General features: G+C 60.4%; 27 protein-coding genes (1 of these 27 only partly in view). 12 read left to right on the top strand and 15 right to left on the bottom strand.

Annotation, left to right across the window (positions count from 1 at the left end; all coding sequences use genetic code 11):
- A protein-coding gene (gene moaD / locus EHF33_RS10180; RefSeq protein WP_124870880.1) for a molybdopterin converting factor subunit 1 crosses the window boundary here: on the top strand, positions 1-175 show its final stretch. 509 nt of this gene lie to the left of the window's left edge; 175 of the gene's 684 nt are visible here — the last part of the coding sequence; its start codon lies beyond the left edge, outside the window; it ends in the stop codon at positions 173-175.
- 9 nt (positions 176-184) lie between these two features.
- On the opposite strand, the gene ruvC is transcribed toward moaD, so the two are convergent.
- The 8 genes from ruvC to EHF33_RS10140 form a co-directional block, all read right to left on the bottom strand.
- Complete coding sequence (gene ruvC / locus EHF33_RS10175) at positions 185-679, bottom strand: crossover junction endodeoxyribonuclease RuvC (RefSeq protein WP_124870877.1); 495 nt, start codon at positions 677-679, stop codon at positions 185-187.
- An 82-nt stretch (positions 680-761) separates the two neighbouring features.
- Positions 762-1691, bottom strand: a complete 930-nt coding sequence (locus EHF33_RS10170; protein ID WP_124870874.1) for an ABC transporter permease — start codon at positions 1689-1691, stop codon at positions 762-764.
- Between the two features lie 12 nt (positions 1692-1703).
- Positions 1704-2702 (bottom strand): ABC transporter permease, encoded by a 999-nt coding sequence (locus EHF33_RS10165; protein ID WP_124870870.1) that lies wholly within the window; start codon positions 2700-2702, stop codon positions 1704-1706.
- Positions 2703-2818: 116 nt separating this feature from the next.
- Complete coding sequence (locus EHF33_RS10160) at positions 2819-4615, bottom strand: peptide ABC transporter substrate-binding protein (RefSeq protein ID WP_124870867.1); 1797 nt, start codon at positions 4613-4615, stop codon at positions 2819-2821.
- Between the two features lie 369 nt (positions 4616-4984).
- The gene (locus EHF33_RS10155) at positions 4985-5389 is read right to left on the bottom strand and encodes a HesB/IscA family protein (protein WP_124870863.1); all 405 of its coding nucleotides are present in this window, start codon (positions 5387-5389) and stop codon (positions 4985-4987) included.
- 92 nt (positions 5390-5481) lie between these two features.
- Positions 5482-6150, bottom strand: a complete 669-nt coding sequence (locus EHF33_RS10150; RefSeq protein ID WP_124870860.1) for an amino acid ABC transporter permease — start codon at positions 6148-6150, stop codon at positions 5482-5484.
- Between the two features lie 115 nt (positions 6151-6265).
- The gene (locus tag EHF33_RS10145) at positions 6266-7030 is read right to left on the bottom strand and encodes a transporter substrate-binding domain-containing protein (protein ID WP_124870857.1); all 765 of its coding nucleotides are present in this window, start codon (positions 7028-7030) and stop codon (positions 6266-6268) included.
- Positions 7031-7233: 203 nt separating this feature from the next.
- Complete coding sequence (locus tag EHF33_RS10140) at positions 7234-7881, bottom strand: carbonic anhydrase (protein ID WP_124873072.1); 648 nt, start codon at positions 7879-7881, stop codon at positions 7234-7236.
- 121 nt (positions 7882-8002) lie between these two features.
- On the opposite strand from EHF33_RS10140, the gene EHF33_RS10135 reads away from it, so the two are divergent.
- Positions 8003-8386 carry a hypothetical protein gene (locus EHF33_RS10135; protein WP_124870854.1) on the top strand — a complete coding sequence of 128 codons (384 nt, stop codon included), beginning with the start codon at positions 8003-8005 and terminating at the stop codon, positions 8384-8386.
- An 11-nt stretch (positions 8387-8397) separates the two neighbouring features.
- Here EHF33_RS10135 and EHF33_RS10130 read toward each other — a convergent pair whose 3' ends face one another.
- Genes EHF33_RS10130 through EHF33_RS10115 form a run of 4 tightly spaced genes read right to left on the bottom strand, consistent with a single transcriptional unit; the run spans position 8398 to position 11219 of the window.
- Positions 8398-8865, bottom strand: coding sequence for a GNAT family N-acetyltransferase (locus EHF33_RS10130; protein ID WP_124870852.1), 468 nt, complete (start codon positions 8863-8865; stop codon positions 8398-8400).
- Positions 8862-10025 carry an aminotransferase class I/II-fold pyridoxal phosphate-dependent enzyme gene (locus EHF33_RS10125; protein WP_124870848.1) on the bottom strand — a complete coding sequence of 388 codons (1164 nt, stop codon included), beginning with the start codon at positions 10023-10025 and terminating at the stop codon, positions 8862-8864. Before EHF33_RS10125 ends, EHF33_RS10130 begins: the two co-directional genes overlap by 4 nt.
- A 32-nt stretch (positions 10026-10057) precedes the next feature.
- A complete protein-coding gene (locus tag EHF33_RS10120; RefSeq protein ID WP_241191131.1) occupies positions 10058-10576 on the bottom strand; it encodes a GNAT family N-acetyltransferase in 519 nt (172 codons plus the stop codon).
- Complete coding sequence (locus tag EHF33_RS10115) at positions 10569-11219, bottom strand: flavin reductase family protein (RefSeq protein ID WP_124870845.1); 651 nt, start codon at positions 11217-11219, stop codon at positions 10569-10571. The genes EHF33_RS10120 and EHF33_RS10115 overlap by 8 nt, the downstream gene beginning before the upstream one ends.
- Positions 11220-11350: 131 nt before the next feature.
- Here EHF33_RS10115 and ypfJ point away from each other — a divergent pair, with 131 nt between their 5' ends.
- Positions 11351-12295: a KPN_02809 family neutral zinc metallopeptidase gene (gene ypfJ, locus EHF33_RS10110; RefSeq protein ID WP_124870842.1), complete on the top strand. Its 945-nt coding sequence runs from the start codon at positions 11351-11353 to the stop codon at positions 12293-12295.
- A 68-nt stretch (positions 12296-12363) separates the two neighbouring features.
- A complete protein-coding gene (locus EHF33_RS10105; protein ID WP_124870839.1) occupies positions 12364-13071 on the top strand; it encodes a M48 family metallopeptidase in 708 nt (235 codons plus the stop codon).
- A gap of 235 nt (positions 13072-13306) precedes the next feature.
- On the opposite strand, the gene EHF33_RS10100 is transcribed toward EHF33_RS10105, so the two are convergent.
- Positions 13307-13996, bottom strand: a complete 690-nt coding sequence (locus tag EHF33_RS10100) for a phosphatase PAP2 family protein (RefSeq protein WP_124870836.1) — start codon at positions 13994-13996, stop codon at positions 13307-13309.
- A 247-nt stretch (positions 13997-14243) separates the two neighbouring features.
- On the opposite strand from EHF33_RS10100, the gene EHF33_RS10095 reads away from it, so the two are divergent.
- The 5 genes from EHF33_RS10095 (at position 14244) to pyk (ending at position 21424) form a co-directional block, all read left to right on the top strand.
- The gene (locus EHF33_RS10095; protein ID WP_124870833.1) at positions 14244-15308 is read left to right on the top strand and encodes a Vgb family protein; all 1065 of its coding nucleotides are present in this window, start codon (positions 14244-14246) and stop codon (positions 15306-15308) included.
- Positions 15309-15509: 201 nt separating this feature from the next.
- Positions 15510-16910, top strand: a complete 1401-nt coding sequence (dnaA, locus tag EHF33_RS10090; protein ID WP_124870830.1) for a chromosomal replication initiator protein DnaA — start codon at positions 15510-15512, stop codon at positions 16908-16910.
- A gap of 437 nt (positions 16911-17347) precedes the next feature.
- A complete protein-coding gene (gene dnaN, locus EHF33_RS10085) occupies positions 17348-18430 on the top strand; it encodes a DNA polymerase III subunit beta (protein WP_124870827.1) in 1083 nt (360 codons plus the stop codon).
- A gap of 153 nt (positions 18431-18583) precedes the next feature.
- The gene (gene eno / locus EHF33_RS10080) at positions 18584-19852 is read left to right on the top strand and encodes a phosphopyruvate hydratase (protein WP_124870824.1); all 1269 of its coding nucleotides are present in this window, start codon (positions 18584-18586) and stop codon (positions 19850-19852) included.
- Positions 19853-19999: 147 nt separating this feature from the next.
- Positions 20000-21424 carry a pyruvate kinase gene (gene pyk / locus EHF33_RS10075; protein WP_124870821.1) on the top strand — a complete coding sequence of 475 codons (1425 nt, stop codon included), beginning with the start codon at positions 20000-20002 and terminating at the stop codon, positions 21422-21424.
- A gap of 216 nt (positions 21425-21640) precedes the next feature.
- Here pyk and tyrS read toward each other — a convergent pair whose 3' ends face one another.
- Positions 21641-22876 (bottom strand): tyrosine--tRNA ligase, encoded by a 1236-nt coding sequence (gene tyrS / locus EHF33_RS10070; RefSeq protein ID WP_124870818.1) that lies wholly within the window; start codon positions 22874-22876, stop codon positions 21641-21643.
- A gap of 195 nt (positions 22877-23071) precedes the next feature.
- Between tyrS and EHF33_RS10065 the strand changes: the two genes are divergently transcribed.
- The 3 genes from EHF33_RS10065 to EHF33_RS10055 are packed head-to-tail and all read left to right on the top strand — an operon-like array spanning position 23072 to position 24908.
- Complete coding sequence (locus tag EHF33_RS10065; protein WP_124870815.1) at positions 23072-23623, top strand: MOSC domain-containing protein; 552 nt, start codon at positions 23072-23074, stop codon at positions 23621-23623.
- Positions 23624-23657: 34 nt separating this feature from the next.
- Positions 23658-24215, top strand: a complete 558-nt coding sequence (locus tag EHF33_RS10060) for a YqhA family protein (RefSeq protein ID WP_124870812.1) — start codon at positions 23658-23660, stop codon at positions 24213-24215.
- A 9-nt stretch (positions 24216-24224) separates the two neighbouring features.
- A complete protein-coding gene (locus tag EHF33_RS10055) occupies positions 24225-24908 on the top strand; it encodes a tRNA (adenine(22)-N(1))-methyltransferase (protein ID WP_124870809.1) in 684 nt (227 codons plus the stop codon).
- Here the strand turns inward: EHF33_RS10055 and EHF33_RS10050 are convergent.
- Entirely contained in the window at positions 24905-25702 is a 798-nt protein-coding gene (locus EHF33_RS10050) for a GNAT family N-acetyltransferase (protein WP_124870806.1), read from the bottom strand. The genes EHF33_RS10055 and EHF33_RS10050 overlap by 4 nt on opposite strands.
- Positions 25703-25714 lie beyond the last annotated feature (12 nt).

Here is a 25714-nt window from a genome sequence, read left to right as displayed (position 1 = left end):
GCCGGGGGAAGCCAGTCTGATCATCGGAGTGGGCAGCCCGCACCGCCGGGTGGCTTTAGAAGCCTGCGACGACTTGATCGAGGAGCTCAAAAAAGAGTTGCCGATTTGGAAGCACGAAGCTGACCAAACCGGCGAACACTGGGTGGAGGGCACCACTAATCACGGCACCCTGTGAGTTGACAGGCTAGCGCCGTCCTGCCAGCGCTTGCTGAACACCTTGATGCGCCAAGTGGGTCAGGGCCAGGGCCAGCGCGTCGGCGGCATGGTTGTTGAAGACTTCGCGGATACCCAGACTGGCTTTGACCATGTAGATGACCTGCTCTTTGTCGGCGCGTCCGGTGCCCACCAAGGTCTGCTTGACCTGCATCGGGCCGTAGGTGTGGACGGGCAGGCCCGCCTGAGCGCATGCGAGCTGCACGACGCCGAAAGCCTGACCCACTTTGAAGGCCACATCGGCCTGTTTACGCAGAATCTGGTCTTCGATAGCCACTGCTTCGGGTTGATATTCCTGAATAAGGCGGGTGACTTCGGCGTGGATGTACTGCAAGCGCCGGGGCATGATCCAGGCCGATTCGGTGATCAGGCAGACGTGGTGAATGTGAACAGCTTTGCGGGCAGTGCCGCTGACAAGTCCAATACCGAGATTGGCGAGGCCGGGGTCGATGCCGAGAACGATCATGGGAAAAGGATAGCGCTTTAGCTCTAGACAGAAAAAACCCCCAGTGCTCTGACACGGGGGGATAAGGAGCAAGCTAGAAAGTCTACAGGCGGCTGCGCGGGTCGAAGGCGTCGCGCAGGCCGTCGCCCAGGAAGTTGAACGACAGCACCGTGATCAGGATCATCAGGCCGGGATACAGCGGAATCCAGGGGTACTGCAACACGACCTCGTTGGCGTTGCTGAGCATATTGCCCCAGGTGGACACCGGCGGCTGAATCCCAAAGCCCAGAAACGAGAGCGCCGCCTCGCTGAGAATGGCCGTACCCACGTCGAGCGTGGCCTGCACGATTACGATGGCAAACAAATTGGGCAGCAGGTGGCGCAACATGATACGGGCGCTGCTGGCTCCCAGGGCACGGGCGGCATCGGTGTATTCCAGATTCTTGAGCTTGAGGACTTCGCCGCGCACCAGCCGGGCGGTGCCCATCCAGCCGAATAGCGAGAAGACTCCCACCACGATCAGGATGTTGGCGCTCGCGCCGAGCGAGGACCGCAGCGCCACGATGGGAGCGGCGTCACTAGAGGCGAACAAACCGCTGAGAACGAGTTGCAGGGCCAGGGTGGGAAACGACAGCATGAATTCGATAAATCGGCTGATGGCAATGTCGATCCAGCCGCCCAAAAAGCCTGCCAGCAGGCCCAGCGTGGTGCCGACCAGGATACTCAGGAAGGCCACGCTGAAGCCCACCAGTAAGCTGACCCGGCTGCCGTAGATGACACGGGACAGGAGATCACGGCCCAGTTCGTCCTGGCCCAACCAGTACTTGGCACTCGGTGGCGCGTAGATTTCAAAGATGCTCTGGGCGTTGGGATCGTGCGGCGCGATCCAGGGAGCGAGGAGGGCCATCAGCACCAGCAGTACGATCACGGTCAGGCTGACCATCGCCAGCTTGTGACGGCGGAGCCGCTTGAGGGCAATCTGGAAGGTGGAGCGGCTCTTGAAAGGCGCGGGAGCCGAGGCGAGTGCTGTCATCTTGTGGCTCCTTTACGAGTAGCGAATGCGTGGATCGATGGCCGCGTAGGCGAGATCAGTCAGCAGTTGAAACACCACCGTCAGCACCGAGATGAAGGTCAGGGCGACCATCACCACGTTGAAGTCCTTGCTGGTCAGCGCTTCCACGATCACCCGGCCCATGCCCGGCCAAGAGAAGACCGTTTCGGTCAGGACTGCGCCGCCGAACAGGCCTGGAATCGAGAGGCCCAGTAAGGTCACGATGGGCAGCACCGCGTTTCTGAGGGCGTGGCGATACAGCACTTTGCGGCTTGACAGCCCCTTGGCCCGCGCCGTGCGAACGAAATCCTGATTCAAAACTTCTAGCATCGAGGCCCGCAGAAAGCGCAGGATCACAGCGATCTCGCGCAGCATCAAAATACTCAGCGGCAAAATCAGATACCTGAGCTTGTCGGTCAGCACCGACCAGAAGCCCGCGTCGGGGGCTAGGTCGGGGCTGCCGAGTCCGCCGGGTGGCAGCGAGATCACACCATTGGTGATCTGCGGCAAATAGATGGCGAACAGCCACAGCGCCATCGCTCCGATCCAGAAGATGGGGGCGCTGAACGACACGAAGCTGAAAAAGGTCAGTACGTAATCGAGGAAGCTGTACTGCCGCACCGCCGAGAAGATGCCCAGCGGCACAGCGATCAGGGTGGAGAGAATCAGGGCGGGCAGGGTCAGCAGCAGCGTATTGGGCAGCCGCTCCTGAAAGACGTAAGAAGCGGCGGGGGCGCTGAAAGTCCGCGACCAGCCAAAATCACCCTGAATGGCGTGGGTCAACCAAAACCAGTAGCGAACCGGGATTGGCTGATCTAATCCGTAGGCGGCCCGCAGGCGAGCGATGTCGTCGGGGGTGATCTGCGAGTTGCCCAGCACCAGCTGATCCACCGGATCGCCGGGTTGCAGCGCCGTGAGCGTGAAGATCACCAAGCTGATGACCAGCAGCAGCGGAATCATTTGCAGGATGCGCCGAAGCGCGTAATTCAACATGACGACTCCTGAGAAAGCGGCGTGTGGTTTGGTTTGTGGCAGGTGCCCTGCAAACAACAAAGGGAAAGCGGGCGAGCGGTTGACCCGTCTCCCCCGCTCACTCCACTAAGCAGCGCTTACTTCTGGGTGAAAGTCTCAACTGCTCCGCGAGAAGCCCAGCCCATCTGAGCGGCGTTCCAAGAGGGATAGAGGCTGTAGGCGGTGTAGGTGTAGTTGACCAGCCCCGGCACCTTGGTATACGGGTTGGCGCGGAAGTACAGCGGCAAGGACGGCACCTCGTCAGTCCAGATGGACTGCATCTTGTCGAACAGCTTGACGCGGGCGCTCAAATCGAACTCGGTCTTGGCGTCGTTCCAGATCTTGTCGTAATCGGCGTCCTTGAAATTGGGGTAATTCTGGCCCGCATAAGCGTTGTCCTTGCTGGGAATAAACTGCGAGGCCCACAAATCACCGCGCTCCACACTGGGATCGTTGCTCCAAGCGTACATGAACAGGTCCCACTTGCCCTCGGCACTGCGCGGGGCGAAGTCGCCAGAGAACACCACCGTGGACGGAAAGTTCTGGATATTGACGTCCACGCCAACCGCTTTCCACTGGGCCTGCAAGATCTGCTGGACGCGCTCGCGCAGTTTGTTTCCGGCGGTGGTGCTGAAGTTCAGCGACATCTTCTTGCCGTCTTTGGCCAAGATGCCGTCGGGGCCGGGCTTCCAACCGGCGGCGGCGAACAGCGCTTTGGCCTTGGCAGCGTCGAAGTTGTAATCCTTGGCGTTTTTCTGATAGAGCTTGCTGATCGGGCTGACCCAGGTGTTGGAAACGGGCTGCTTGCCCTCGAACAATGCCTTGACCAGCGCGGCCCGGTCGATGGAGTACATCAGCGCTTGGCGTACCCGCTTGTCATTCAGGCCTAAGCTCTGGGCACGCGCTCCGACGTTGGCGATATCGACGTGTTCCCAGGTTGCGCCCGGCACAAAGTAGGTCTTGTACTTGCCGCGCTCGCTGCGCTGCGCTTCAATCGCTTGGTCGAAGCTCAGGCCCACGTACGACAGCGCGTCGAGCTGGCCCGACAAGATATTGACCTTGAGGGTGTTGGTGTCGGCGATGAAGCGGTACTGCACCGATTGGATGTATTTGTCGGCTCCGCCCTTGGGGGTCAGCCAGTAATTGGGATTGCGGGTCAGCACCAAGCTGTTTCCGGCCCGCCAGGCGGTAGGCTTGAACGGCCCCGACACCACTTTGGGCAGGCCACGCGAAGTGGTGAACTGAGCGATGAACTTGTTCCACTCATCGGTGATCTGCTTGGCCCCGGTCTTGGGATCGAGGTTCTTGGTGGCCGCGTCAAAGGCACTCCAGGCTTTTTCCATCGCCGCGCTGGGAGCCGGGTTAAGACCCACTGCCGAAGTGAGCTGGTCGGCGAACAGATACGGCGGATCAAAGGTGATGGTAAAGGTGTCGGCGTCCTGCAGCGTGATCTTGGCCTTGTCCCAGGGCTCACGGGTCGGCACCGGCACCCGGTCGTCTTGCTCGACTTTGAGCCAGAACTGGAAATCCTTGGGCGTGATGGCCGTGCCGTCACTCCACTTGGCATCCTTACGGATGCTGAAGGTCACGCTGTTGCGAATGACGTTGCCCTTGGCGTCTTTGACGATCTTGTAATCGCCGTTGGCCAGGCTCGGCACACGGGTGGCGATCTCGGGATACAGTTCGCCGTTGTCGTCCTTGCCGATCAGGTGCGCTTCCATGTACCAGGTGATCTCGGTGGCGATGACCAAGTTGTTGGTGCGCCAGGGGTCGTTGATATTGGGCGGTTCCTGCGAAGTGCCGATGACCAGCGAATTATTGGCCTGACCGGCCAGCGCCGAAGAAACAACGCCAGCGCCCAACAAGAGTACGGATAAGGTGAGCCATTTTTTCATGTCGCCTCCAAGATCACAAAAACGCTACAAAACCGCGCTCAGTCTGCCAAGAGTATGAAGAAATCTTTACCGAGTCAAGCGGGAGTGTTCGCACCTTACTCAAGTTTTCGCTGAAAACCGGGCCGGAATGAAAGTTTGAACGCTAAATTCATGCAAAGTGTTTTGTAAAAGCCTAATAAGCTTCACGTCAAGGTAAAACAGGCCGCTTAGCCACACAAATGCCGAAAGCGAACCAAACCGCAGTAAACGGCTTGCCCTAAACCAAAATGCTGAGTTCTGTACTGCCAAGTATAAACCCAAATCAACCCAAAAAGACCGCACAGCCTCAATTGGCCGTGCGGTCTAGGGGTGGAGCGGACAGAGTTGTACTTAGTGGCTGCCGCAGCCGGCTGCGCCCTCGCCGTCTTGGGCGGCTGAGCCGTCGGTGCGGAACGAGCTGCCGCAACCGCAGCCGGAGGTGGCATTGGGGTTGTTGACGGTAAAGCCGCCGCCCATCATGCTCTCGACGTAATCGATTTCCGCGCCCTGCACCAGCGGCAGGCTCATGCGGTCGACGATCAGTTTGACGCCCCGGTCCATCAAGATGGTGTCGCCTTCGAGTTCGCGGTCATCGATGGCCATGCCGTACTGGTAGCCGCTGCAGCCGCCGCTTTTGATAAACAGGCGCACGCCCGCATTTTCCTTGCCGCTGCTTGAGATCACCGCGTGGGCGCGGGCGGCTCCGGCTTCGCTGATGCCAATCGGTTGGCTGGTGGGTTCTAAAGTCTGGGTCATGGTCTTAGGATACGCCTCGCTGCTTTAGAAAATAGTGTGGAAGGCACACGGGCAAGATACTGAGAAGGATTGCTCAAAGCGGGCTGGGCCATTCAGGTCGCTCCCCGCGACAGCCTCACTTCCAAGCGCCGCTGCACCACTTCCAGGAGGCTGCTGATGGCCCAGTAGATCAGCGCCGCTGCCAGATAGGGCCCGAACGGCTCGAACGTGCGGGCCAGCACCAGTTGGGCGCTTCTGAGCAGTTCGACCACCGTGATGACCGACACCAGCGAGGTGTCTTTGACCAGACCGATCAGGCTGTTGCCGAGGCTGGGCAGGGCCACCCGCGCCGCCTGCGGCAAAACGATCAGCTGCATGGTCTGTAATTTGTTCAGGCCCAAGCTGTAGGCCGCTTCGTGCTGGCCTCTGGAGATGCTCAGCACGGCGGCGCGGATGGTTTCGGAGAGGTAAGCGGCGGCGTTGAGGGTCAGGGCCAGCACCCCGCCCGCCACCGGACTGAGCGTCAGGCCGAAGCTGGGCAGGCCGTAATAAATCACGAAAATCTGCACCAGCAGCGGCGTGCCGCGAATAAACGAAACGTAGAGCGCCGCCAGCCATCTGAGCCATGCCGGCGCGTAGAGCCGCAGCAGCGCCACGACAAGGCCCAGCGGCAATCCCAGCACCATCGCCGCCAGTGCGAAGCCGACAGTCAGGCGGGCACCCAGCAGCAGGGTCGGCAGCGAGGCCCAAGCGCTTTGCAAAATAATCATCAGGGTGTCCATACAGCCTCCGGGGTGCGCTTAGGGTACAGCGCAAGACGCCCCGCAGCGCTTGGCCGGGAGGCGTCAGGAAAGGTTGAGAGCAGCGGCCTCATGCGGCTGGCTCAGCGCTTGTTCTTTAAGGTTTGCCCACATCCTGCCCGAACCACTGGCGGCTGATTTTGGCGTAGGTACCATCCGCTTTGATCTGGAGCAGCGCTTTGTCGAGGGCAACTTTGAGGCTGGGATTGGTCTTTTTGAGGGCGACGCCCACCGGTTCCGGCTCACCGACCACGCCTGAACCCATGATGGGCAGGTTGCGGGACTTGATGAGGTAGCCGACCAACAGGCGGTCATTGTAAGCGGCGTCGAGGCGTCCGGCAGCGAGGTCAGCCAAGTATTCGGGAGCGCCCGGATAAGTCACCACGTTGATACCGCCGGCGGTGCGGAGCTGCTGCTCGAAGTTGCTGCCGAGGCCCACGCCCACCCGCTTGCCCTTGAGGTCAGCCAGCGTCTTGTACTGGCCGCCGCCCATTTTGCGGACGATGATTTGCGGCGAGGAGTAAGCGTACGGCGCAGTAAAAGCAATGCTCTTTTGGCGCTCTGCCGTGATACCGAGTTGATTGACGATCACGTCGTACTTGCCGGCTTGCAGGCCCGCCAGAATGCCGCTGAATTCGGTCAGCACAAATTGCGGCTTGAGGTTGAGCTTGGCCGCCAAAGCGCTGGCAACGTCCACGTCAAAGCCGGTGAGTTTGCCTTGCTCGTCTTTGTAGTTAAACGGCGGATAAGTGCCTTCCATGCCGATGGTGAGCGTGCCTTTGGTAATGGTGGTGGGGGACGCTGCCTGCGCCGAAGCGCCAACGAGCAGCAAGCCAGCAATAAAAAGAGGAAGGATACGCATGGGGGGGGTTCTCCTGCCGCGAGACGCGGCTTTTTGAGAGGGATGAAGAAGTCAGGGCGTTTAGGCGCTGCCAGTACACCAACAGCCCCTAAGGGGTTTTGACTGTACACCTGTTGACCTAATTTGTAAACTACTCTGCGGAATAAAGCGTTAACCTGAATTTAAGCGTTCTGGTCTTCCGGTCAGCGCCCGAGCCACCGCCATCAAACCCGTAAATCTTCTTCTTCGGTCAGCAAGTCCACCGCCCCAGAGCCGATTTCGTAGAATCCGCCGATGACCCGAATCTGGCCGCGCTTCTCCGCCGCCACGATGACGGCTTGTTCGCGTAGCGCCGCGACCTGGTGGCGGACATTGCTCATCACTGCTTCGCGCATTCGGGCTTTTTTGTCACGGATCGGCGGCAAACCTTCCAAGCTGGGCTGAATGCCCCGGATCAGGGCCTGCAAAGCGGGCGGCTCATTTTGAATCCACTCTTCGGGCATCAGCGCCGCGCTGACCGCTCCGCAGCCTTCGTGGCCCATCACGACCAGCAGGTGAATGTCCAAATGCAAAATGGCGTATTCCAGCGTGGCGAGGCCGCTTTCGCCCATCACGTTGCCCGCCACCCGCACCACGAACAAGTTGCCAAAGCCCTGATCGAACACCAGTTCTACCGGCACGCGGCTGTCGGAGCAGGCCAAAATCGCGGCAAACGGCGTTTGGCCCATGATCTGAGCGCGGCGCTCGTTGGCTCCGAGTTCGGGGCGCGAAGCTTCACCACTAAAAAAGCGGGCGTTGCCGTCTTGGAGCGCTTGAATAGCTCCTTCGGGCGTTTGCACATCGGCGTGCTTGAGGGCGGCGATCTCCTGCATACTGGGGCTGCGCCGGATGGCGTCTAGCAGGCGGCGTTCTACTTCGCGGGGGTTGAGTTCGCTCACCCGAGCAGTCTAGTGCGTCCAATCTGGTGAGCAGACGGCCTCTAGACTATGAACCATGACCGACTGGCAAGCTGACCCCGATACGCGGCTGACCCTCAGCGATTTGCTGGAGCGCTACGCCACCCTGCGCGACACCATTTTGGGATTGGAAGCTGAGAAGACCGAGCTGGGCGAAGTCATTAAGGCGGCCCTGCTGCGCGGCGAACACGCCGAAACCGAGTTGTACCGTTCCAGCGTCAAGGTGCAGCGTCGCCTTGAGTACCCCGCCGAGCGCTTCCGCGAAGTCTTCGGCGACGCCGCCACCTTGGAAGTCGCCAGCATCGACAAGAAAAAAGCCGAAGCGCTGGCCCGCGCCGGAGACTTGGACGCGGACAAGCTGCGGGAACTGGCGCTGGTCAAAGAGATTCAGGCGTTGGTGCTGACAGCGAAGGGGGGCTAAGCGCCGCTTACTTAGAGACTGATTTCAACCGTCACCACGTCCAGCCATTCGCCGTCCAACTGGGCATGCTTGAGGTGTCGCCCGACTTCCCGGAATCCGGCCCGGTGGTGAGCGGCCAGGCTTCCCAGGTTGCGGGCGAAGACGCGGCTGGTCAGCTTGTGAAACCCGGCGGCGCGGGCCGCGTCTTGCAATGCCAGCAATAGAGCTACACCGTAGCCCTGACCCTGAACCGAGGTCGCCACATACACGCTGTGATCCAGAACGCCCGCGTAGCAGGGGCGCGAGCTGTACTCGCCGCCACGCGCAAAACCCAGCACCGCGCCGCCAAGTTCCAGCACCAAACAGGGCCAGGCCAGCCAACTCTGCAACTCGTCCGGTGTTCTCAGACGGGTCTCGAAAGTGGCGTTGCGGCCCAGGATGCCCTCGTTGTAGATGGGGGCGAGGGCCGGAAGGTCGGCGGCAGTGGCAGGACGAATCAAGAAGCAGCCACCCCAGAGAGCCGCCCCGCCGCTTCCTGCAAGACCTCCGGTGGCTGCACCAAAGCGAAGCGCAGATAGCCCTCCCCTTCTGAGCCGAAGGCCCGTCCGGGAGCCAGCGCCACGCCGGTTTCCTCGGCGGCTCTGAGGGCGTACGCCACGCTGTCCATCAGGCCAACAGGCCGCGCCCAGACGTACATGCTGGCCTGCGGCCACTCGGCTTGCCAACCCAAAGCGTGCAGGGCAGGTACAAGAGCGTCTCGCCGCGCCTCAAAGACGTCCAGGCCGCTCGGCGGCGTGCCGAGGGCCGCCACCGCCGCCGCCTGAATGCCCAAGTACGGGTGAAAATCCACCGCGCCCTTGACTCTTGCTAGTGCCGCCAATGCTCCCGCGTCACCCGCCGCGAAGCCGACGCGGAAGCCGCCCATGTGGTGCGTTTTGGAAAGGCTGTGCAGCTCCACCACGCCCGCCGCGCCGCCGGAGAGGGCGCTGGGGGCTCGGTAATCACCGTAGGTCAACTCGGCGTAGGGATGATCGTGGATCAGCAGCGTGCCGCGATCAGCACACCAAGCCCGCACTTCCTCAAAAAAGCTGGTGGGTACAGTGGCCGAAGTGGGGTTGTTGGGATAGTTGAGCAGCAAGGCGCGGGGCCTCAGCGTCTCCGGCACTGCCGCCAAGTCCGGCAAAAAGCGGCGCTCAGCCGTGAGCGGCAAAGGATAGGTTTTCAGGCCCGCCACCGCCGCCGCGCCGTAGTAAGGCGGATAGCAGGGATCGGGCAGCAGCAGGGTATCGCCGGGGTCGGTGACGGCCAGCAGCAGGTGGGCCAGCCCTTCTTGAGCGCCGATCAGCGGCAAGATTTCGGTGTCGGGGTCAAGGCTCAGGCCGTAGCGCCGCTGCAAGTAGGCTGCCGCCGCCGTTCTCAGCGGCGCAGTGTCGGAAAACAGGGGGTAGCGGTACGTCAGCGGGTCTCGGGTGGCCCGCCGCAAAGCTTCAAGTGCCGCTTCCGGCGGAGCCAAATCCGACGAGCCGATGCTGAGATCAATCAGGCTTTTGCCCGCCGCGAGCGCCCGCATTTTGGCGGCGTCCATCAAAGCAAAGACGCTGGCAGGCACGTTGGCGGCCCGCTGAGAAGTCCAAGTCAGGGTTTGAGGGGAAACGGTCATGGCCTGAGGCTAACACCCCGGCACTGGCTTTTTTAGAGCAAAGCCCTCAAATCGGCCCAGCCATACGCCACTTCGTGCAACTCTCCTCCGGTCACCGCCTCAGTTTTTTCGCCGATGACCACACCGCCCAGATGCTCGTAAAAAGTTCGAGCCGGGTTGATGTCCAACACCCACAACATCAGCGAAGTGTGACCCCGCGCCGCTAGATCAGCTGCCAAGATCTGCATCAGCGCCCGTCCAATACCGCCGCCCTGCCCCGATTTGAGGAGATACAGGGTGAACAGTTCGGCGTCATACCTTGCGAAAGTGCTTGACCCGCCGGAAATAAAACCAACCACTTCACCTGCTTGATCGGCCACGAAAACACTTTCCTTGTCTTCGTTTAGGTTTTGCTGCCACAGCACTTGGCGGCGAGTCTGCCGCGCCGGACTGGTCATGCTGTCTAAAAAAGTGTCAGGCATCAAGCCTCGGTAGGTTTCAGCCCAACTCGCCACATGCACGCGGGCTAAATCGGGGGCATCGTCCGGTACGGCGCGGCGCACCTCAGTCACCTTGAGTCTCCAGCCACTGCTGATAGCTCAGGCGCGGAATTTCAAACGCGTCGCGGGTAGTGGCGTACCCGCCGCGCCCACCCATTCGACCGATCAAGTCCAGCGAGGCGGTGTCCACGTACAAGTTCTCGGCGTCTTTGAGGTGGCGCTCATAAATGCTCAGCGCCAGAACTTCGCCCAAGATGATGCGAGTGCGACCCAAAGTCAGGGTTTGCACCTCGCGGCATTCCAAGCTGACCGGACTGAGCGCCACACGCGGCACTTGCACGCGGCCCGAGGGTGCGAGGTCGATGCCTAGGTGAGCAGGTTCAGCTTGATCCGCCGGAAAATCGGTGGCACTCAGGTTCATGGCGTCGGCCAACTCGCGGCTGACCATATTGACCACAAACTCGCCGCCCGCGCCAATGTTGCGGGCAGTGTCTTTGGGGCCGCCCTCTGGCCTGTCTCCCGGTGAAAAGGCCACCACTGCCGGATCAGATCCCATCAAACCAAAAAAGCTGTATGGGGCGAGGTTGACGCCGCCGCCGGGGTTGAGGGTGCTGACCCAAGCGATTGGGCGCGGCACCACCACGCCGGTCACGAGTTTGTAGCGCTCAGCGGCGCTCAGCAGCGAGAAATCAAAATCAAGGCGTGAATGGGTCATTCGGATAGCCTAACCCCAGAATTTCAAACAAACGAAAACGATTCCTGAATGCTTCGTCAGATTAAGCCGCTTAGAATGGGATGAGAAAGCGTCCCCAATAAACACTGATTAAGCATTTAAGGAGAGCAAACATGGACTGGAAAAATCTGCCGGGCAGCGGCAATGTTGAAGATCGGCGCGGTGCGGGCGGAGGCGGCGGTGGCGGTATTCCCGGCGGCGGAGTGGCTGTGGGCGGCATTGGAGCGGTGATTATCGCCCTCATCGCCATGTTTTTCGGCATCGATCCCAGCAGCATTTTGGGCGGCGGCGATTCGGGCCAAACCACCCAGCCGCAAACCCAGCAAAGCCAGCCCCGGCAAACACAGCCGCAGCGCCAGCAAACGCAGAACGGCCAGCCAACTTCCCAGACGAATACCGGAATCCCCAGCGACGAAACGGGGCAGTTCGTCACCAAAATTTTGGGCAGCACCAACGACGTTTGGTCGAAAGTGTTTCAAGCGGCAGGCAAAACCTATACGCCGCCCACATTGGTTCTCTACAGCGGCCAAACGCGGGGCGGCTGCGGCACGGCCAACAGCGCGGTCGGGCCGTTTTACTGCCCACTGGACAGCAAAGTGTACCTAGACACCGCTTTCTTCAGTGAAATGAAACGAAAACTCGGCGGCGGCGGCGACTTTGCCTACGCTTACGTGATCACCCACGAAATCGGCCACCATGTGCAGAACGAACTCGGCATCGCCGACCAAGCCGAACGCGCTCAGCGCAGCGCTCAGTCTGAAGCCGCGTCCAATCAGGTCAGCGTGCGGCTCGAACTCCAAGCCGACTGCTTTGCGGGCGTGTGGGGCAACAAAACGGCGCAGTACACCAAGATCACCCAAACCGATATTCAGCAGGCCCTGAGCACCGCCAGCGCCATCGGCGACGACAATTTGCAAAAGCAGGGGCGCGGCTACGCGGTGCCGGATTCGTTTACACACGGCACGGCTCAGCAGCGCATCAAATGGTTCAGCACCGGCCTCAAAAATGGCGATCCCAATCAGTGCGACACCTTCAAAGGCGCTTACAGCTCGCTCTAAACTCCAAATCACTAAAGCGGCAGCCGGGGAAACTCAGCCGCCGCTTTTTGGTGTTCTAAACTGGCTCGGTGCCGCCTTCCTCCACTGCTTCCCTCTCCGGTCTGCTGGTCGGCGGCCTGCCCGTCAGCCTGAGACGCAGCCAACGCCGCACAGTGGGCCTCAAAGTCACCGCGCAGGGCTTGACTGTTTACGCGCCGCAGCTCACCGAGGAAGCCCGCCTCCGCCAATTTGTAGAAGACAAACGGGCCTGGGCCGAGCGGCATTTGCAAACCTTTCAGCAGCGAAAACCTGTTGCCGCGCCGCTGACCGACGGCTCTGTTTTGCCGTTTATGGGCCATAGTTTGACGCTGAGGGCTGTACCAAACCTCAAACGGGCGCGGCGGCTCCATGACGAACTCCACGCACCCGCCGCAAACTTAAGGGACGCGGTGGAAGCGTGGTACAAGCAACAGGCGCTGGACATATTTACGCCGGTGGTTCAGCAGTACGCCGCTCGACTCCGTAAGGGGCGGCCTCTCAGCGCCGTCAAAATGACCAACGCATCGGGGCGCTGGGGCAGTTGCACGGCAGCAGGGGTGGTAAGGCTGCACTGGCGCTTGCTTCTGGCTCCATCAGAGGTGCTGCACTATGTGGCCGCCCACGAAGCGGCCCACCTCGCCGAGCTCAACCACTCGCCCGCTTACTGGGCCGAGGTGCAGCGCCTCTTTCCCGAATACCGACAAGCTCAGGGGTGGCTCAAAGAAGGCGGCGCAGCATTGATGCAGCTGTGGAGCTAGGCGCTAAGTACAACAAGATTACCGTTTCGGGATTCCGCGTCTTGAGCAGAGCGGCACCTATCGGGCCTGCCCGCATAGAACGCTCCATCCACTCCCATCTAACCGTACTTTTCCCATCTCTCGCGTCTTGGGCAAAGCGGCTTCTTGACCAGGGCAGCGCCGATGACGACGCTTGGTCGCACCTACCGGGCCTGCCCGCTCCGCTCGGCTTATCCAAAGATAAACATTGGCGTACTTAAGCAGACTGGTCGCCCAAATGCACCACTTTCCCCGGTTCGGTGGCGTGCTGCTGAGCTTGGCGCAGCCGCTTCCACAGCACCAGCGCCGTACCCGCCGCCCAGAAGATCCCCAGCGCCCAACCGCCCAGCACGTCAGTGGGGTAATGCACGCCCACGTAGACCCTCGCCGTTCCCATCAGCAGCGTGTAGAGCGTGCCGAGCACGATCAGCGGCCAGCGCCAGCCGGTGCGCCACAGCAGGGCCACCAGCGTCACAGTCAGGGCGGCGGCCATCGTCGCGTGACCGCTCGGAAAACTCTTGTCGCCTTCTTGCCACAGCCACTCCACGATCTGTGGACGCACCCGGCCGACCAAGGCTTTGAGAATGATGTTGAGCAGCATCACACCGCCCAGCGAGATCAGAAAATAACGGCCCATCACGGCTGATTTTCGCCAAAACACCACTAACAAAACCGCGCTGACCGGCGTCATCCAAGTGGCGCTGCCAAAGGCGCTAAAGGTTAGAGCCACCTGCTGAAACCACGCTGGCGCGTTGGCCCGAACCCACAGCGTGACCGGCGCGTCGAAACCGAACACCTCTTTTTCGTGGATGTCTTGCGTCAGGTAGCCGAGCAAAAACAGCGGTAAAACGATCAGCAGGGCCAATGCCAAAAGGGGCCGCCAATGTTGGCGCATCCAGAGCAACATGTCCGCAGTTTAGAGCGCCCAGCCCCGCCCTGACGGACGACCTCACCTTGAGCAAGTGTTGGTGTTCTGGCCGCGACCCGCAGTTACGCCGCTCACTTGCCAGTTTCCATGATTCCAACAAATGCGCTAACAAACAACAGCTTGGCTTTGTTTGTGCTGCAGATCTTCTCCTAAAAAGTCTGCAAAACCTTGCTTTCTGACTCGGGTTGTAAGGAAGTGGTACGAGGTTTCGGTGTTTGATACCCGTATGACACAGGTTGTCTCTTCCTCCTTTTCCTTCAAATGGCTGCCCGCCTTATTGACGCTCAGTGCGCTTTTGGGGGCTTGCGGCAGCGCCAACGTTCCCGGCACACTCTCAGGCAACTCGGCTTCCGGCAGCGGCGCGGGCGCACCCAGTGTCAATTTGGCGAATTTGCCTTTACAGCGCTTCGCCCTGCCGGTCAGCAATTATCAGGCCAGCAGCTTGCGGGTGGCGGGCGGCCAAGTCTACGTTTTGCCCACCGTCAATGCTCCCGATCCACAGCGCCACACCGTCATCAGCCTCGATATCGCCAGCGGCGCGGCCAAAGCCGAGGCGTTGCCACTCGCCGACGAGGAAGGCTTTACGTCGCAGGCGGTCGCCCCCGACGGCACCCGCTACTTGATGATTCAAAACGTGGCGGGCAACTGGGTGGGAGCTGCCAAAGTTGGCGAAGCGCTCAAAAAAATGCCGCTCGGCACTCCCGGCGACAACCTCAACTTTCTGACCCGCACCCCCGACGGGCGGCTGTGGAGCTTGCAATACCGCCAAGACGCCCTCTTTGAACTGAGCGTCCAGTCCGGCGTCCAGCAAAGCCACCCCGTCGAAGACAACGCCGAAGACCTGACCGCCGACGCGGGCGGGGTGCTGTACTACTCACGTTTTTTGACGAATCCAGCCGTGATCCGTTTCGATCCGGCCAGCGGTCAGACCCGCAGCTATCCGGTGGGAGTTAAGGGCAAAACCCGCCCGCGCCTGCTGACGGCCACTGCCCAAAGCGTTTGGTTCGTAGATTCCTGGACGCGCAAACTCAGCCGCATCGACACAGGTTCGGGCAGCATCAGCGAACTGAATGTGCCGGCGGGAGCCATTCTCGCCGCGCTCTCGGCCAGCGCCGACGGCACACTGTGGGCCTCCGACGTGGCCCGCCACGCGCTCTACCGCTGGCAACCCGGCCAACTCAGCGCTCAAAGCCTCAGCGTGCCGGGCGACGGCCCCCGCGCCTTAGAAGTGGAAAGCGGCGGGACAGTTTGGTTTGAAAGTGCTGGAGCACTCTACCGCCTCAGTCCCTGAGCTGTTCCCTCTTTTGGCGGCCTGAACGTTTGAATCAAGCAGCCATTTCTGCTGCCAAAATCGGGTGCTATGATGCCCCCCACAGGTGAGTGGGCCGCCCCGTGCCGCAAGGCTCACAGGGGTGGCGGCGCTCATTTGAAGGTGCTTGTAAGGCGTTTATGAAGAGGGCTGGTTTGTTTCGCTCAGCCGGGAGGTAAGGCTATTTCGCAAGAAATCTGGACGGATGTGCTGGCTTATGTCCGTAAAAATATTTCGGAAGTGGAATACCACACTTGGTTTGCTCCAGTTCGCCTCATCGGTGTGGAGCAGGGAGCGCTGGTGCTGGGCGTCCGCAACAGCTTTGCCCAGGAATGGTTCAGAAAGCACTACCTCGAACTGCTCGAAGACGCGCTGAGGTCACTGGGCGCGGAGCAGCCGCAGGTCAGCTTTCAAGTGCTGCCCGCCGCACAAGACGCCCTGATGCTGCCTGACCCACCGCCCGCGCCCCCGCCAGTGCCCAGCAATCCGCGCAGCAGCCAGCGCTCAGTCCCGAGCCTGCCAGTGCCCCCGCCCAATCTCAACCCCAAATACATCTTTGAAAACTTTGTGGTGGGCCCGAACAACAACCTTGCCCACGCGGCGGCTTTGGCGGTGGCCGAGTCGCCCGGCAAAGCCTACAACCCACTCTTTATCTACGGCGACGTGGGCCTCGGCAAAACTCACCTGATGCACGCGGTGGGCCACTACATGACCGAGCGCTACCCCGGCAAACGGGTCGAATACGTATCCACCGAATCGTTTACCAACGACTTGATCAATGCGATTCGCGACGACAAAATGACCCAGTTTCGCAACCGGTACCGCAGCGTGGACTTGCTGCTGGTCGACGATATTCAATTTCTGGCCGGCAAAGAGCGTACTCAGGAAGAGTTTTTTCACACCTTTAATGCCCTTTACGAAAGTCACAAGCAGATTATCCTGAGTTCCGACCGTCCACCACGCGAAATTCAGACGCTGGAAGGCCGCCTCCGCAGCCGCTTCGAATGGGGCCTGATCACCGATATTCAGTCGCCAGAATATGAAACGCGGGTGGCGATTCTCAAGATGAACGCCGAACACAACCGCATCAATATTCCCCAAGACGTGCTGGAATTGATCGCCCGTCAAGTCACCGCCAACATCCGCGAACTCGAGGGCGCGATGATGCGGGTGGTGGCCTTTGCCAGCCTCAACAATGTGCCGTTTAGCCGCGCTGTAGCGGCCAAGGCGCTCTCTCACGTCTTCACGCCGGTGGAAATCAAGGTCGAAATGAAAGATGTGCTGCGAACCGTGGCGGCCCGCTACAACTTGGCCGCCGAACTGGTGCGCGGCGCGGGCCGAATGCGCGAAGTGGTGGTGCCCCGGCAGATCGCCATGTACCTGATCCGGGACCTGACTTCTCACTCCTTACCGGAGATCGGAGCCTTCTTTGGACGTGATCACTCGACGGTCATGCACGCCATTTCGAAGGTCACCGACAACCTCGGAAAAGACGCTGAACTCACTTTGGTCATCGATCACCTCAAAAGACAGCTCAGCGGTCTAGACGACTCGGAAAATGACATGCAGGACGACCATTTTTAGTTTATGAGAGGTTGTCTAGTCTAGTGGTGACTCTTTTCACGATCTGTGGATAAACCTGTGGATAACCTGTGGATAAGTGCCTTTTTTCTGTGGATAACTTTGTGGATAACTTTGGGTCAGTTAGGGCCTGTGGATAAGTGCCATAGTTATCCACAGGTTATCCACAGGTTTTTGAGTTATCCACAGGCAGCCTGTGGATAACTTTTGCCCTCCCAGCGCGGCTCTAGGATAGTTATCCACAGTATCCACAGGCCCTATTACTACTACTACTAGTTTTATAAGTTAAACAGATCGGTTAAAGAGTAGGGGTTTTTGAGTTTTACCTTTTTCACCGAATCTCACTCCGCTCCAAAAATCAAAAAATCTGGAGAGAAATCAGGGGTTGAAAACCACTCCCCGCCACCCCCCCGGCCCTGAGGCGCTAGGATGAACCCCAGATGCAAGCACACGTCACCAAAAAAACCCTCAGCGAGGGACTGGGAATCCTCGAACGGATCATTCCGAGCCGCAGCAGCAACCCCCTGCTGACCGCGCTCAAAGTGGAAGCCAACGAACGCGGACTTCTGCTGAGCGGCACCAACCTCGAACTTGACCTGAGTTGCGTGGTCCCCGCCGAGATTCAAAATCCGGCGTCGTTCGTGGTTCCGGCGCACCTGTTCGCGCAGATCGTTCGTAACTTGGGCGGCGAACTCGTCGAGCTCGAACTCAGCGGCTCGGAGCTTTCGGTGCGGGCCAGCGGCTCGGAATTCAAGTTGCAAACTGGCGACCTCGCCGCCTATCCCGAACTGGAATTTCCCTCGCACGCCGACGCCACCCTCAACGCTTCAGAACTCGCCCGCTCGCTCTCCAGCGTGCGCTACGCGGCCAGCAACGAAGCGTTTCAGGCGGTCTTCCGGGGGATCAAGGTCGAGCAAAACGGGCAAACGGCGCGGGTGGTGGCCTCCGACGGGTTCCGACTGGCGCTGCGCGAGTTCAGCGCTGTCGGTGAGGCCCGAAATTTGATCATTCCGGCCCGTAGCGCCGATGAACTCGTCCGGGTTCTACGCGACGGCGAGGTGCGCTTGACCTACGGCGACGGCATCTTGGGCATCCAGACTGACCGGGTTCGCATGAACGCCAAGCTGCTCGACGGCGACTTTCCCGATTACGAGCGGGTGATTCCCCGCGACATCAAGCTGACCGTGACGCTGAGCGCCGCCGCCCTCAAGGAAGCCGTTTCGCGGGTGGCCGTGCTGGCCGACAAAAATGCCAATAACCGGGTTGAATTTCAGGTCAGCGAGGGCAAGTTGCGCCTGGCCGCCGAGGGCGATTACGGACGCGGCCAAGACACCCTCGAGGTGCAGCAGGAAGGCACTGAACCGGCCATGAGCCTGGGCTTCAATGCAAAGTATGTCCTTGACGCGCTCGGCCCAATTGAAGGCGACGCCGAGATGCGCTTTTCCGGCCCCACCAGCCCAGCCATCTTCAAAGCCAGCGGTGACGGCGGCTACCTCGCGGTTGTCGTGCCGCTACGAGTCTGAGGGGCAATTGAGCCGGATTTCTAGACCGGGTTAAGCGTCATTCGGCTTGCAGCGAGGTATAGTGTCGGAAGTACGCATTTTGTCTGAGCCGTTTGCTCCGCCGAGATGTTGCCGCCCTGACCAACGCAGCCGATCATTTTTGCCGGAGGACGCATGAACATCGAAAATATCAAAGCCCGTGAAGTGTTGGACTCGCGTGGGAACCCCACGGTAGAAGCTGAAGTGTACCTTGACAGCGGCTATATGGGCCGCGCCATCGTACCCTCGGGGGCCAGCACTGGCAGCCACGAAGCGATTGAGCTGCGCGACGGCGGTAAGCGCTACATGGGCAAGGGTGTGCTCAAGGCTGTTGAAAATGTCAATGAAAAAATCGCGCCTGCTTTGGCCGGCATGGACGCCAGCCAGCAGGGCGTGATCGACGCCGCCATGCTGGAACTCGACGGCACCAGCAACAAGAGTGGATTGGGCGGTAACGCCATTTTGGCCGTCAGTTTGGCTACGGCCCGAGCCGCCGCCGCTGAACTCGATCTTCCGCTTTACCGTTACCTCGGCGGAGCCAACGCCCGCACCCTGCCGCTGCCGATGATGAACGTCATCAACGGCGGAGCGCACGCCGATAACTCGGTGGATTTTCAGGAATTTATGGTGATGCCGGTGGGCGCACCCAACTTCCGTGAAGCGCTGCGCTACGGCGCGGAAATCTTCCACACCCTCAAAAAAGTGCTCTCGGGACGCGGGTACAACACCAACGTCGGTGACGAGGGCGGCTTCGCGCCTGATCTCAAGAGCAACGAAGAAGCCCTGCAAGTGCTGCTGGAAGCCATCGAAAAAGCCGGATATGAGCCGGGCAAAGACGTGGCGATTGCGCTTGATCCCGCTGTGGCCGAGTTGTATAAAGACGGTAAATACCACCTCGAATCTGAGGGGCGGGTGCTGAGTAGCGAGGAGATGGTGGAGTTCTGGGCCGATTGGGCCAGCCGCTACCCGATTGTCAGCATCGAAGACGGCCTCGGTGAAGACGACTGGGACGGCTGGAAGCTGCTGACCGACCGACTCGGCAGCCAGATCCAACTCGTCGGTGACGATCTATTCGTGACCAACCCCGAGCGCCTTCAGCGCGGTATCGATACCGGCGTGGGCAATGCCATCTTGGTGAAGGTCAACCAGATCGGCACCCTCACCGAGTCGCTGGAAGCCATCGAGCTGGCCAAGCGCAGCCGCTACGGCACCATCATCAGTCACCGCTCCGGCGAGTCGGAAGACGCCTTCATTGCTGACCTCGCCGTGGCCACCAACGCCGGCCAAATCAAAACCGGCTCGGCCAGCCGCTCAGACCGCATCGCCAAGTACAACCAACTGCTGAGAATCGAAGATGAACTCGGCAGCGCGGCGCAGTTCTTGGGCCGTAAGGCTTTACGCTAATAACTCTTTTTAACCGCCAGTGTTCAGCACAGCAGAGGCTGAACACTGGCGGTTTGTGCTTGATCTCCACGCTACGCCTTCGCCGCTCAACTTACTTAGTTGGAAGTGGTTCCAAAGCAACACTTCCAACTCCCTTAATGGAGAACCATGAAACATTTTGACCGCGCCACCAAGATCGTTGCCACCATTGGCCCCGCCAGCCGCAGCCCTGAAGTTCTGGAAAAAATGATTGACGCGGGGATGAACGTGGTTCGCATGAATTTCAGCCACGGCAGCAAGGAAGACCACCGCGAAACCTACAACATGGTGCGCGAGTTGGCCCACCGCAAAGGCGTGGCCATCGGCATCTTGCAGGATTTGCAAGGCCCCAAGATCCGGGTGGCCCGCTTCAAGGAAGGCGCGGTGACGCTGCACGCGGGCAATCCGTTCACCATCACCATGGACGATATCGAAGGCGATGAAACCCGCGTGGGCACCACCTACAAGGGTCTGCTCGGCGACGTGAGACCCGGCATGGCGCTGCTGCTCGACGACGGCAACATGGCCCTGCGGGTAGAGGGCGTGCGCGGCAATGACGTGCATACCACCGTGGTCATCGGCGGCATTCTCAAGAACAACAAGGGCATCAACGTGCCGGAAGCCGATCTGGCCGTGCCTGCTCTGTCGGACAAAGACGTGGAGGACATGGAATTCGGCGCGGAACTCGGCGTGGACTGGGTGGCGCTGAGCTTCGTTCGCAGCCGTGACGATCTGCTGCTGGCACGGCATTACCTGGCCCGTTTCGGCTCCAAGGCCAAGTTGATGGCCAAAATTGAGAAGCCTCAAGCGGTTGACCGGTTTGACGACATCCTCAAGGAAGTGGACGGGATCATGGTGGCCCGCGGCGATCTGGGTGTGGAAATGCGCCCCGAGCAGGTGCCCACCATCCAGAAGCGCCTGATCCGTTTGTGCCGTGAAGCGGGCAAGCCGGTGATCACCGCCACCCAGATGCTCGAGAGCATGATCAGCCTGCCGCGCCCTACCCGCGCCGAGGCCAGCGACGTGGCCAACGCCATCTATGACGGCACCGACGCGGTGATGCTGTCGGCCGAGTCGGCGGCGGGCCTGTATCCGGTGGAATCGGTGATGATGATGGACAGAATCGCCCGCGAAGCCGAGAGCAGCGAAGCGTACAACTTGATGCGGGCCAACACCATGGACGTCAGCTTGCCGCAAGACGCCATCGCGCTGTCAGCTTGCAACATCGGTGAGCGCTTAGACGCGGCGGCGATTGTCAGCTTTACCAAAACTGGCGGCGCAGCGGTTCGGGTCGCCAAGAACCGCCCCAAGTTGGCCATCTTGGCCCTGACACCCAACGAGCAGACCCGCTGTCAGCTGGCGCTGTCGTGGGGTGTGGTGCCGATGCTCAGCGAAGATCCCCGCGACACCGACGACATGGTGAGAATCGCCAACGCCGAACTGCTCAAGAGCGGTCTGGCCGATCAGGGCGACCGTTACGTCATCACGGCGGGCGTGCCGTTCGGCGTGCAGGGCACCACCAACATGGTTCGCGTAGAAACGCTGCGCAAGTAAGCTGAGGCAAGTGGGCGCGGCTTTTGCGGCTGCTTTTAGTAGGGAAGCCGTGTCAGCGCAAGGTCAGCTTCACCACACAGGTTTTTTATCCACAGGCACGGTGTTTTATCCACACCCTCCTGTGGATAACTTTTGGTTTTGGGCGAAAATGGTGAGCAAAAGTTAGGGGAGAAGCTGAGCTTGTTTCTCCCCTTTCGCTGTACTGAACGCTGCTCCTCAGCTTTCCGGCAGCATTCGGGCGAATTTATCTTTGCCTTTTTGAATGACCACGCCGCCCTCAGGAATGCTTAAGGCTCCCTGAGGCTCCAGGAAGGGCTGGCCGTCCACCTTAAGGCCTTTTCCCGTGATGGTGCGCCGTGCGGCCCCCAAGGAGGCTTCTAGGCCTGCCAAGACCATCAAACGGGCAGCGGGATAAGTGCCTTCAGCATTGGCGTCCGTTTTGGAGACGTTGAAGCTGGCAATATTTTCGGGGATGCCGCCTTTGGCGACGGATTGGAAGCGCTCCAAGGCCGCGTCTAAATCGGCGTCGGGGTAAAAAAAGCGGGTGACCTCGCGGGCCAGCGTCTTGTGGGCTTCCACCGGGTGTCCGGCCAGCAGTTGGGCGATTTGAGTTTCCGGCAAATCGGTCAGCAAAGTGAAGTAATTGTTCAGTAGCGTGTCCGGTACTTTCATCAGCTTGGCGAACATCGCGTGCGGCTCGTCGGTCAGGCCGATGTAATTGTCCAAGCTCTTGGACATCTTCTCGGTGCCGTCTAAACCGACCAAGAGCGGCAAAGTGATGACCACCTGCGGTTCTTGGTCGTAGTCGCGTTGCAGGGCGCGGCCCACCAGATTGTTGAACAGTTGATCGGTGCCGCCGAGTTCCACGTCGGCGTGGAGGGCCACTGAGTCGTAGCCCTGCGTCAGCGGGTAAAGAAGCTCGTGCATGGCAATCGGCACGCCGTTGGAAAGCCGCTTGGTGAAGTCGTCGCGCTCCAGAATGCGGGCCACGGTGTATTTGCTGGCCAGCCGGATCACGTCGGCGTAGCCCATCGGCTCCAACCATTCGCCGTTGTAGCGCAGTTCTAGGACTTCACTCTCTTGCCGCAGCACCAATTTGCACTGCTCCAGGTAGCTCTCGGCGTTGGCCCGCGTTTCTTCCAAGGTCAGCGGCGGGCGGGTTTTGGATTTGCCGGACGGATCGCCGATCATGGCGGTAAAGTCGCCGATCAGCATGATGACGGTGTGGCCCAAGTCCTGAAATTGGCGCATTTTGCGCAGAATCACTGCGTGTCCGAGGTGCAGATCGGGCCTAGTCGGGTCGGCTCCCAGCTTGACGCGCAGGGGGGTATTTGTTTCGATGCTGCGCTCTAACTTCCGGCGCAAATCGTCTTCGGACACCAGATCAACGACGCCGCGCTTCAAGATGGCGATTTGTTCGTCGATAGGTAAGTTTTTGCGGATTTCATTCATAGTCGGCTCTCCATACGGCGGCGGCGCACTTCCGTATTCAGAAAGTGCGCCGCTGTTCAGGGTCTCGGGCTGTGTTTGACGTCAACCCCCCACCTTAGCGGCAGGGTGAATAAGCAAGTCGGGTCAAGCGCCTCATGCGTTCAGTTTAGCAGGCCCAGATCAATTTGTACCGGCGTCCCGCACTAGCATGGCGGGATGCAAACCCTGCAAGGTCTCCGCAGCACTTTCCCCCGCGCCGGACAAGTTCAGTGGCTGGGCATTCGGCCCGCCCGCCGTGAAAGGCTGCACAGCTTGGAAGAAATCGAAGTCATAGAAAATCTGGGCGTCGTGGGCGATCACGGCAAAAAAAGCGTGCCGCGCCTGCGTGCTTTGACCGGCGAAGTCGGTGAAATTTCCACGGTCAGCAGCCCCAAGCCGCTCGCGGGCGGGCCGGGCAAGCGCCAAGTCACCTTGATTCAAGCCGAGCATTTTCTGGTGATCGCCGCGCTGGCTGGGCTGCCGGAAGTCACGCCTGAGCTGCTGCGGCGCAACATCGTGGTGTCGGGCATTGCGCTGTTGGCGCTCAAAGACCAGCGCTTTCAGATCGGCGAGGTGATTTTGGAAGGCACCGGCGAGTGCCACCCCTGTTCGCGGATGGAAGAAAATCTGGGTGCGGGCGGCTACAACGCGGTGCGCGGTCACGGCGGGATCACGGCGCGGGTGGTGCGCGGCGGCGTGATCCGGCTGGGCGACGCCCTGACGCCCTGACGCCCTGCACCCCATAACCACTATCTTAGGAGCAATGGCAGCGCCCAATCCCAAAAAAACTGGTTTAACTTCAGGCAATGCTCTCTTCGGCTTTACCCGCCTGATCGTGGAATTTGGCGTACTCTCCAGTTTTCTTTTTTCGCTGGTGCTGTTCGTCAACGGTACAGTCAGGACGGTGGCGGTGATTTGGGAAGCGTTGCCGCATTTTGCCGACGAAAAAACAGGCAAGTCGTTGTTGATCGCGGCCATCGAACAAACCGACAATTTACTGATTGCCACCGCCCTGCTGATTATCAGTTTGGGCTTGCAGTCTTTGTTCGTGGGCCGAGTCGCCAATCTTCCGGCGTGGCTGCATATCCGCACCTTCGACGACCTCAAGCAAAAGTTGCTGGGCATCGTGGTGGTGGCCCTCGCTGTCAAGTTTTTCAGCGTGGCGATTAAGTGGGAGCAGGGCGAAGGCCAGCCAATTTTGTTGTTTGGACTGAGCGTAGCGGCGGTGATGCTGGCCATTGGCGTGTACAGCTCTATTTTGGCCCGCCTCGGCGCCCACCCACACCAAGTCGAAGGCGACGTCAAACCGGACGCTGAGTGAAGTGACCCAGTGACGTTAGACGCCCGTCTGAAGGCCGTTTTGCAGCTTATCCGTGCTGCTAGCCACGCCGACATCGGCACCGACCACGCCGCGCTGCCGCTGGCCCTCATCCGTTCGTGTCGCTGCCAGAACGTCATTGCCGTCGAACTCAACGCTGGCCCGCTGCAACTGGCCCTCGCGGCGGTGGGGCGAGCCGGGCTGGGCCAGCAGATCGAAGTGCGTCAGGGTGACGGGTTTGCGCCGGTTGCACCGCGAGAAATTCAAAGCGCCAGCTTAACCGGCATGGGCGCACGCACCATTTTGGGCATTCTTGGGCGGGCTGAGTGGCTCCCGCCAACCCTCATTTTGCAGCCCAACGCCGAGCCGGAAGCTTTGCGGGCATGGGCGCAGGCGAGCGGCTATCACCTGAAGCAAGAAGTTCTGGCTCCAGGCTTTTGGCGCTATCCGGTGCTCAGTTTCGAACAAGTAGACGGCGCTGATCCGGCGTATTTGAATTTGCCGGCAGCGGCGGCACTCAAATTCGGCCCGCATCTTCTGAGGAGCGCCGACCCGCACTTGCAGGCCGAACTCCGCGCCCAAGAACGGCGGCTCTCGGCGCTGGCGGTGCATGGGCGGCCAAGTGTAATGGAGGAACTGCGGGTGGTTCGTGACGCGCTGGCTTGCTTGCTGGACGCCTTGACGCCTGCTCCCTAACGCCGCCAGATGTACGGCGTCGTCGTCGTGACCGGCAACAGGCCGCCGCGCTCCAAGATCGGACGGGAATACTCGGTGCAGTCGCTGTGCAGATACCGCACGCCCCGCTTCAGCGCCGCTTGAGCGCGGGCCGCCGTTAGGGCCCGGTAGATGCCCTGACCCCGCCACTCCGGCAACGTGCCGCCGCCCCACAGCCCCGCAAATTCGGTGTTTGGAATCACCTCCAAGCGGCCCACGCAGACCATCTGCTGCTGCGTTTCCGCGACCCACACTTCGGTGCGCCCCGCACCTTTCTCGATGCGGCGCATCAAATCGTCCGCGTCGTAAGGAGCGCCAAACGCCAGCTCCTGTGCTCTGGCGGCCCGCACCACGTCCGAGTATGGGCTGGGTTGGTTGTCTATTCGCCGCAGGGTCACGCCGGTCGGAAGCTTGATGGGTTGGGCGAGAAACTGTGCTTCCCCCAGCATGACGGTCTCGGGGTCTTCGGCCTGAAAGCCCTGTGCGGTGAGCCGCTGCGGCAAATCAGCGGGCGAGTCGTGGCCGCGCGTTTTCCACTCGAAGGTTTTCATCTGCGGATCGGCAGCGTAGTAGGCAATGGTCTCAACAATCAGACGATCTAGGGCGTCGCTGGCGTATCCATCCAGCGAACGATAAGAAACAAAACCCCAGTCGCCAAATTTGCCGAGCCACAGCGGGCCAAGCCGGTCAACCCTATCGGCAGTCAGCATCTCAGCGCTCTCACGCAACTGAGCGTCGTACGCTTTGAGCAGCGTTTCTTTGGAAGAACCAGACATGCCTCAGTCTAA

It is taken from the genome of Deinococcus psychrotolerans, assembly GCF_003860465.1.
Classification (GTDB): domain Bacteria; phylum Deinococcota; class Deinococci; order Deinococcales; family Deinococcaceae; genus Deinococcus; species Deinococcus psychrotolerans.
The sequence above is the reverse complement of the archived record's forward strand: the minus strand, read 5'-3'. Positions and strand labels throughout refer to the sequence as shown.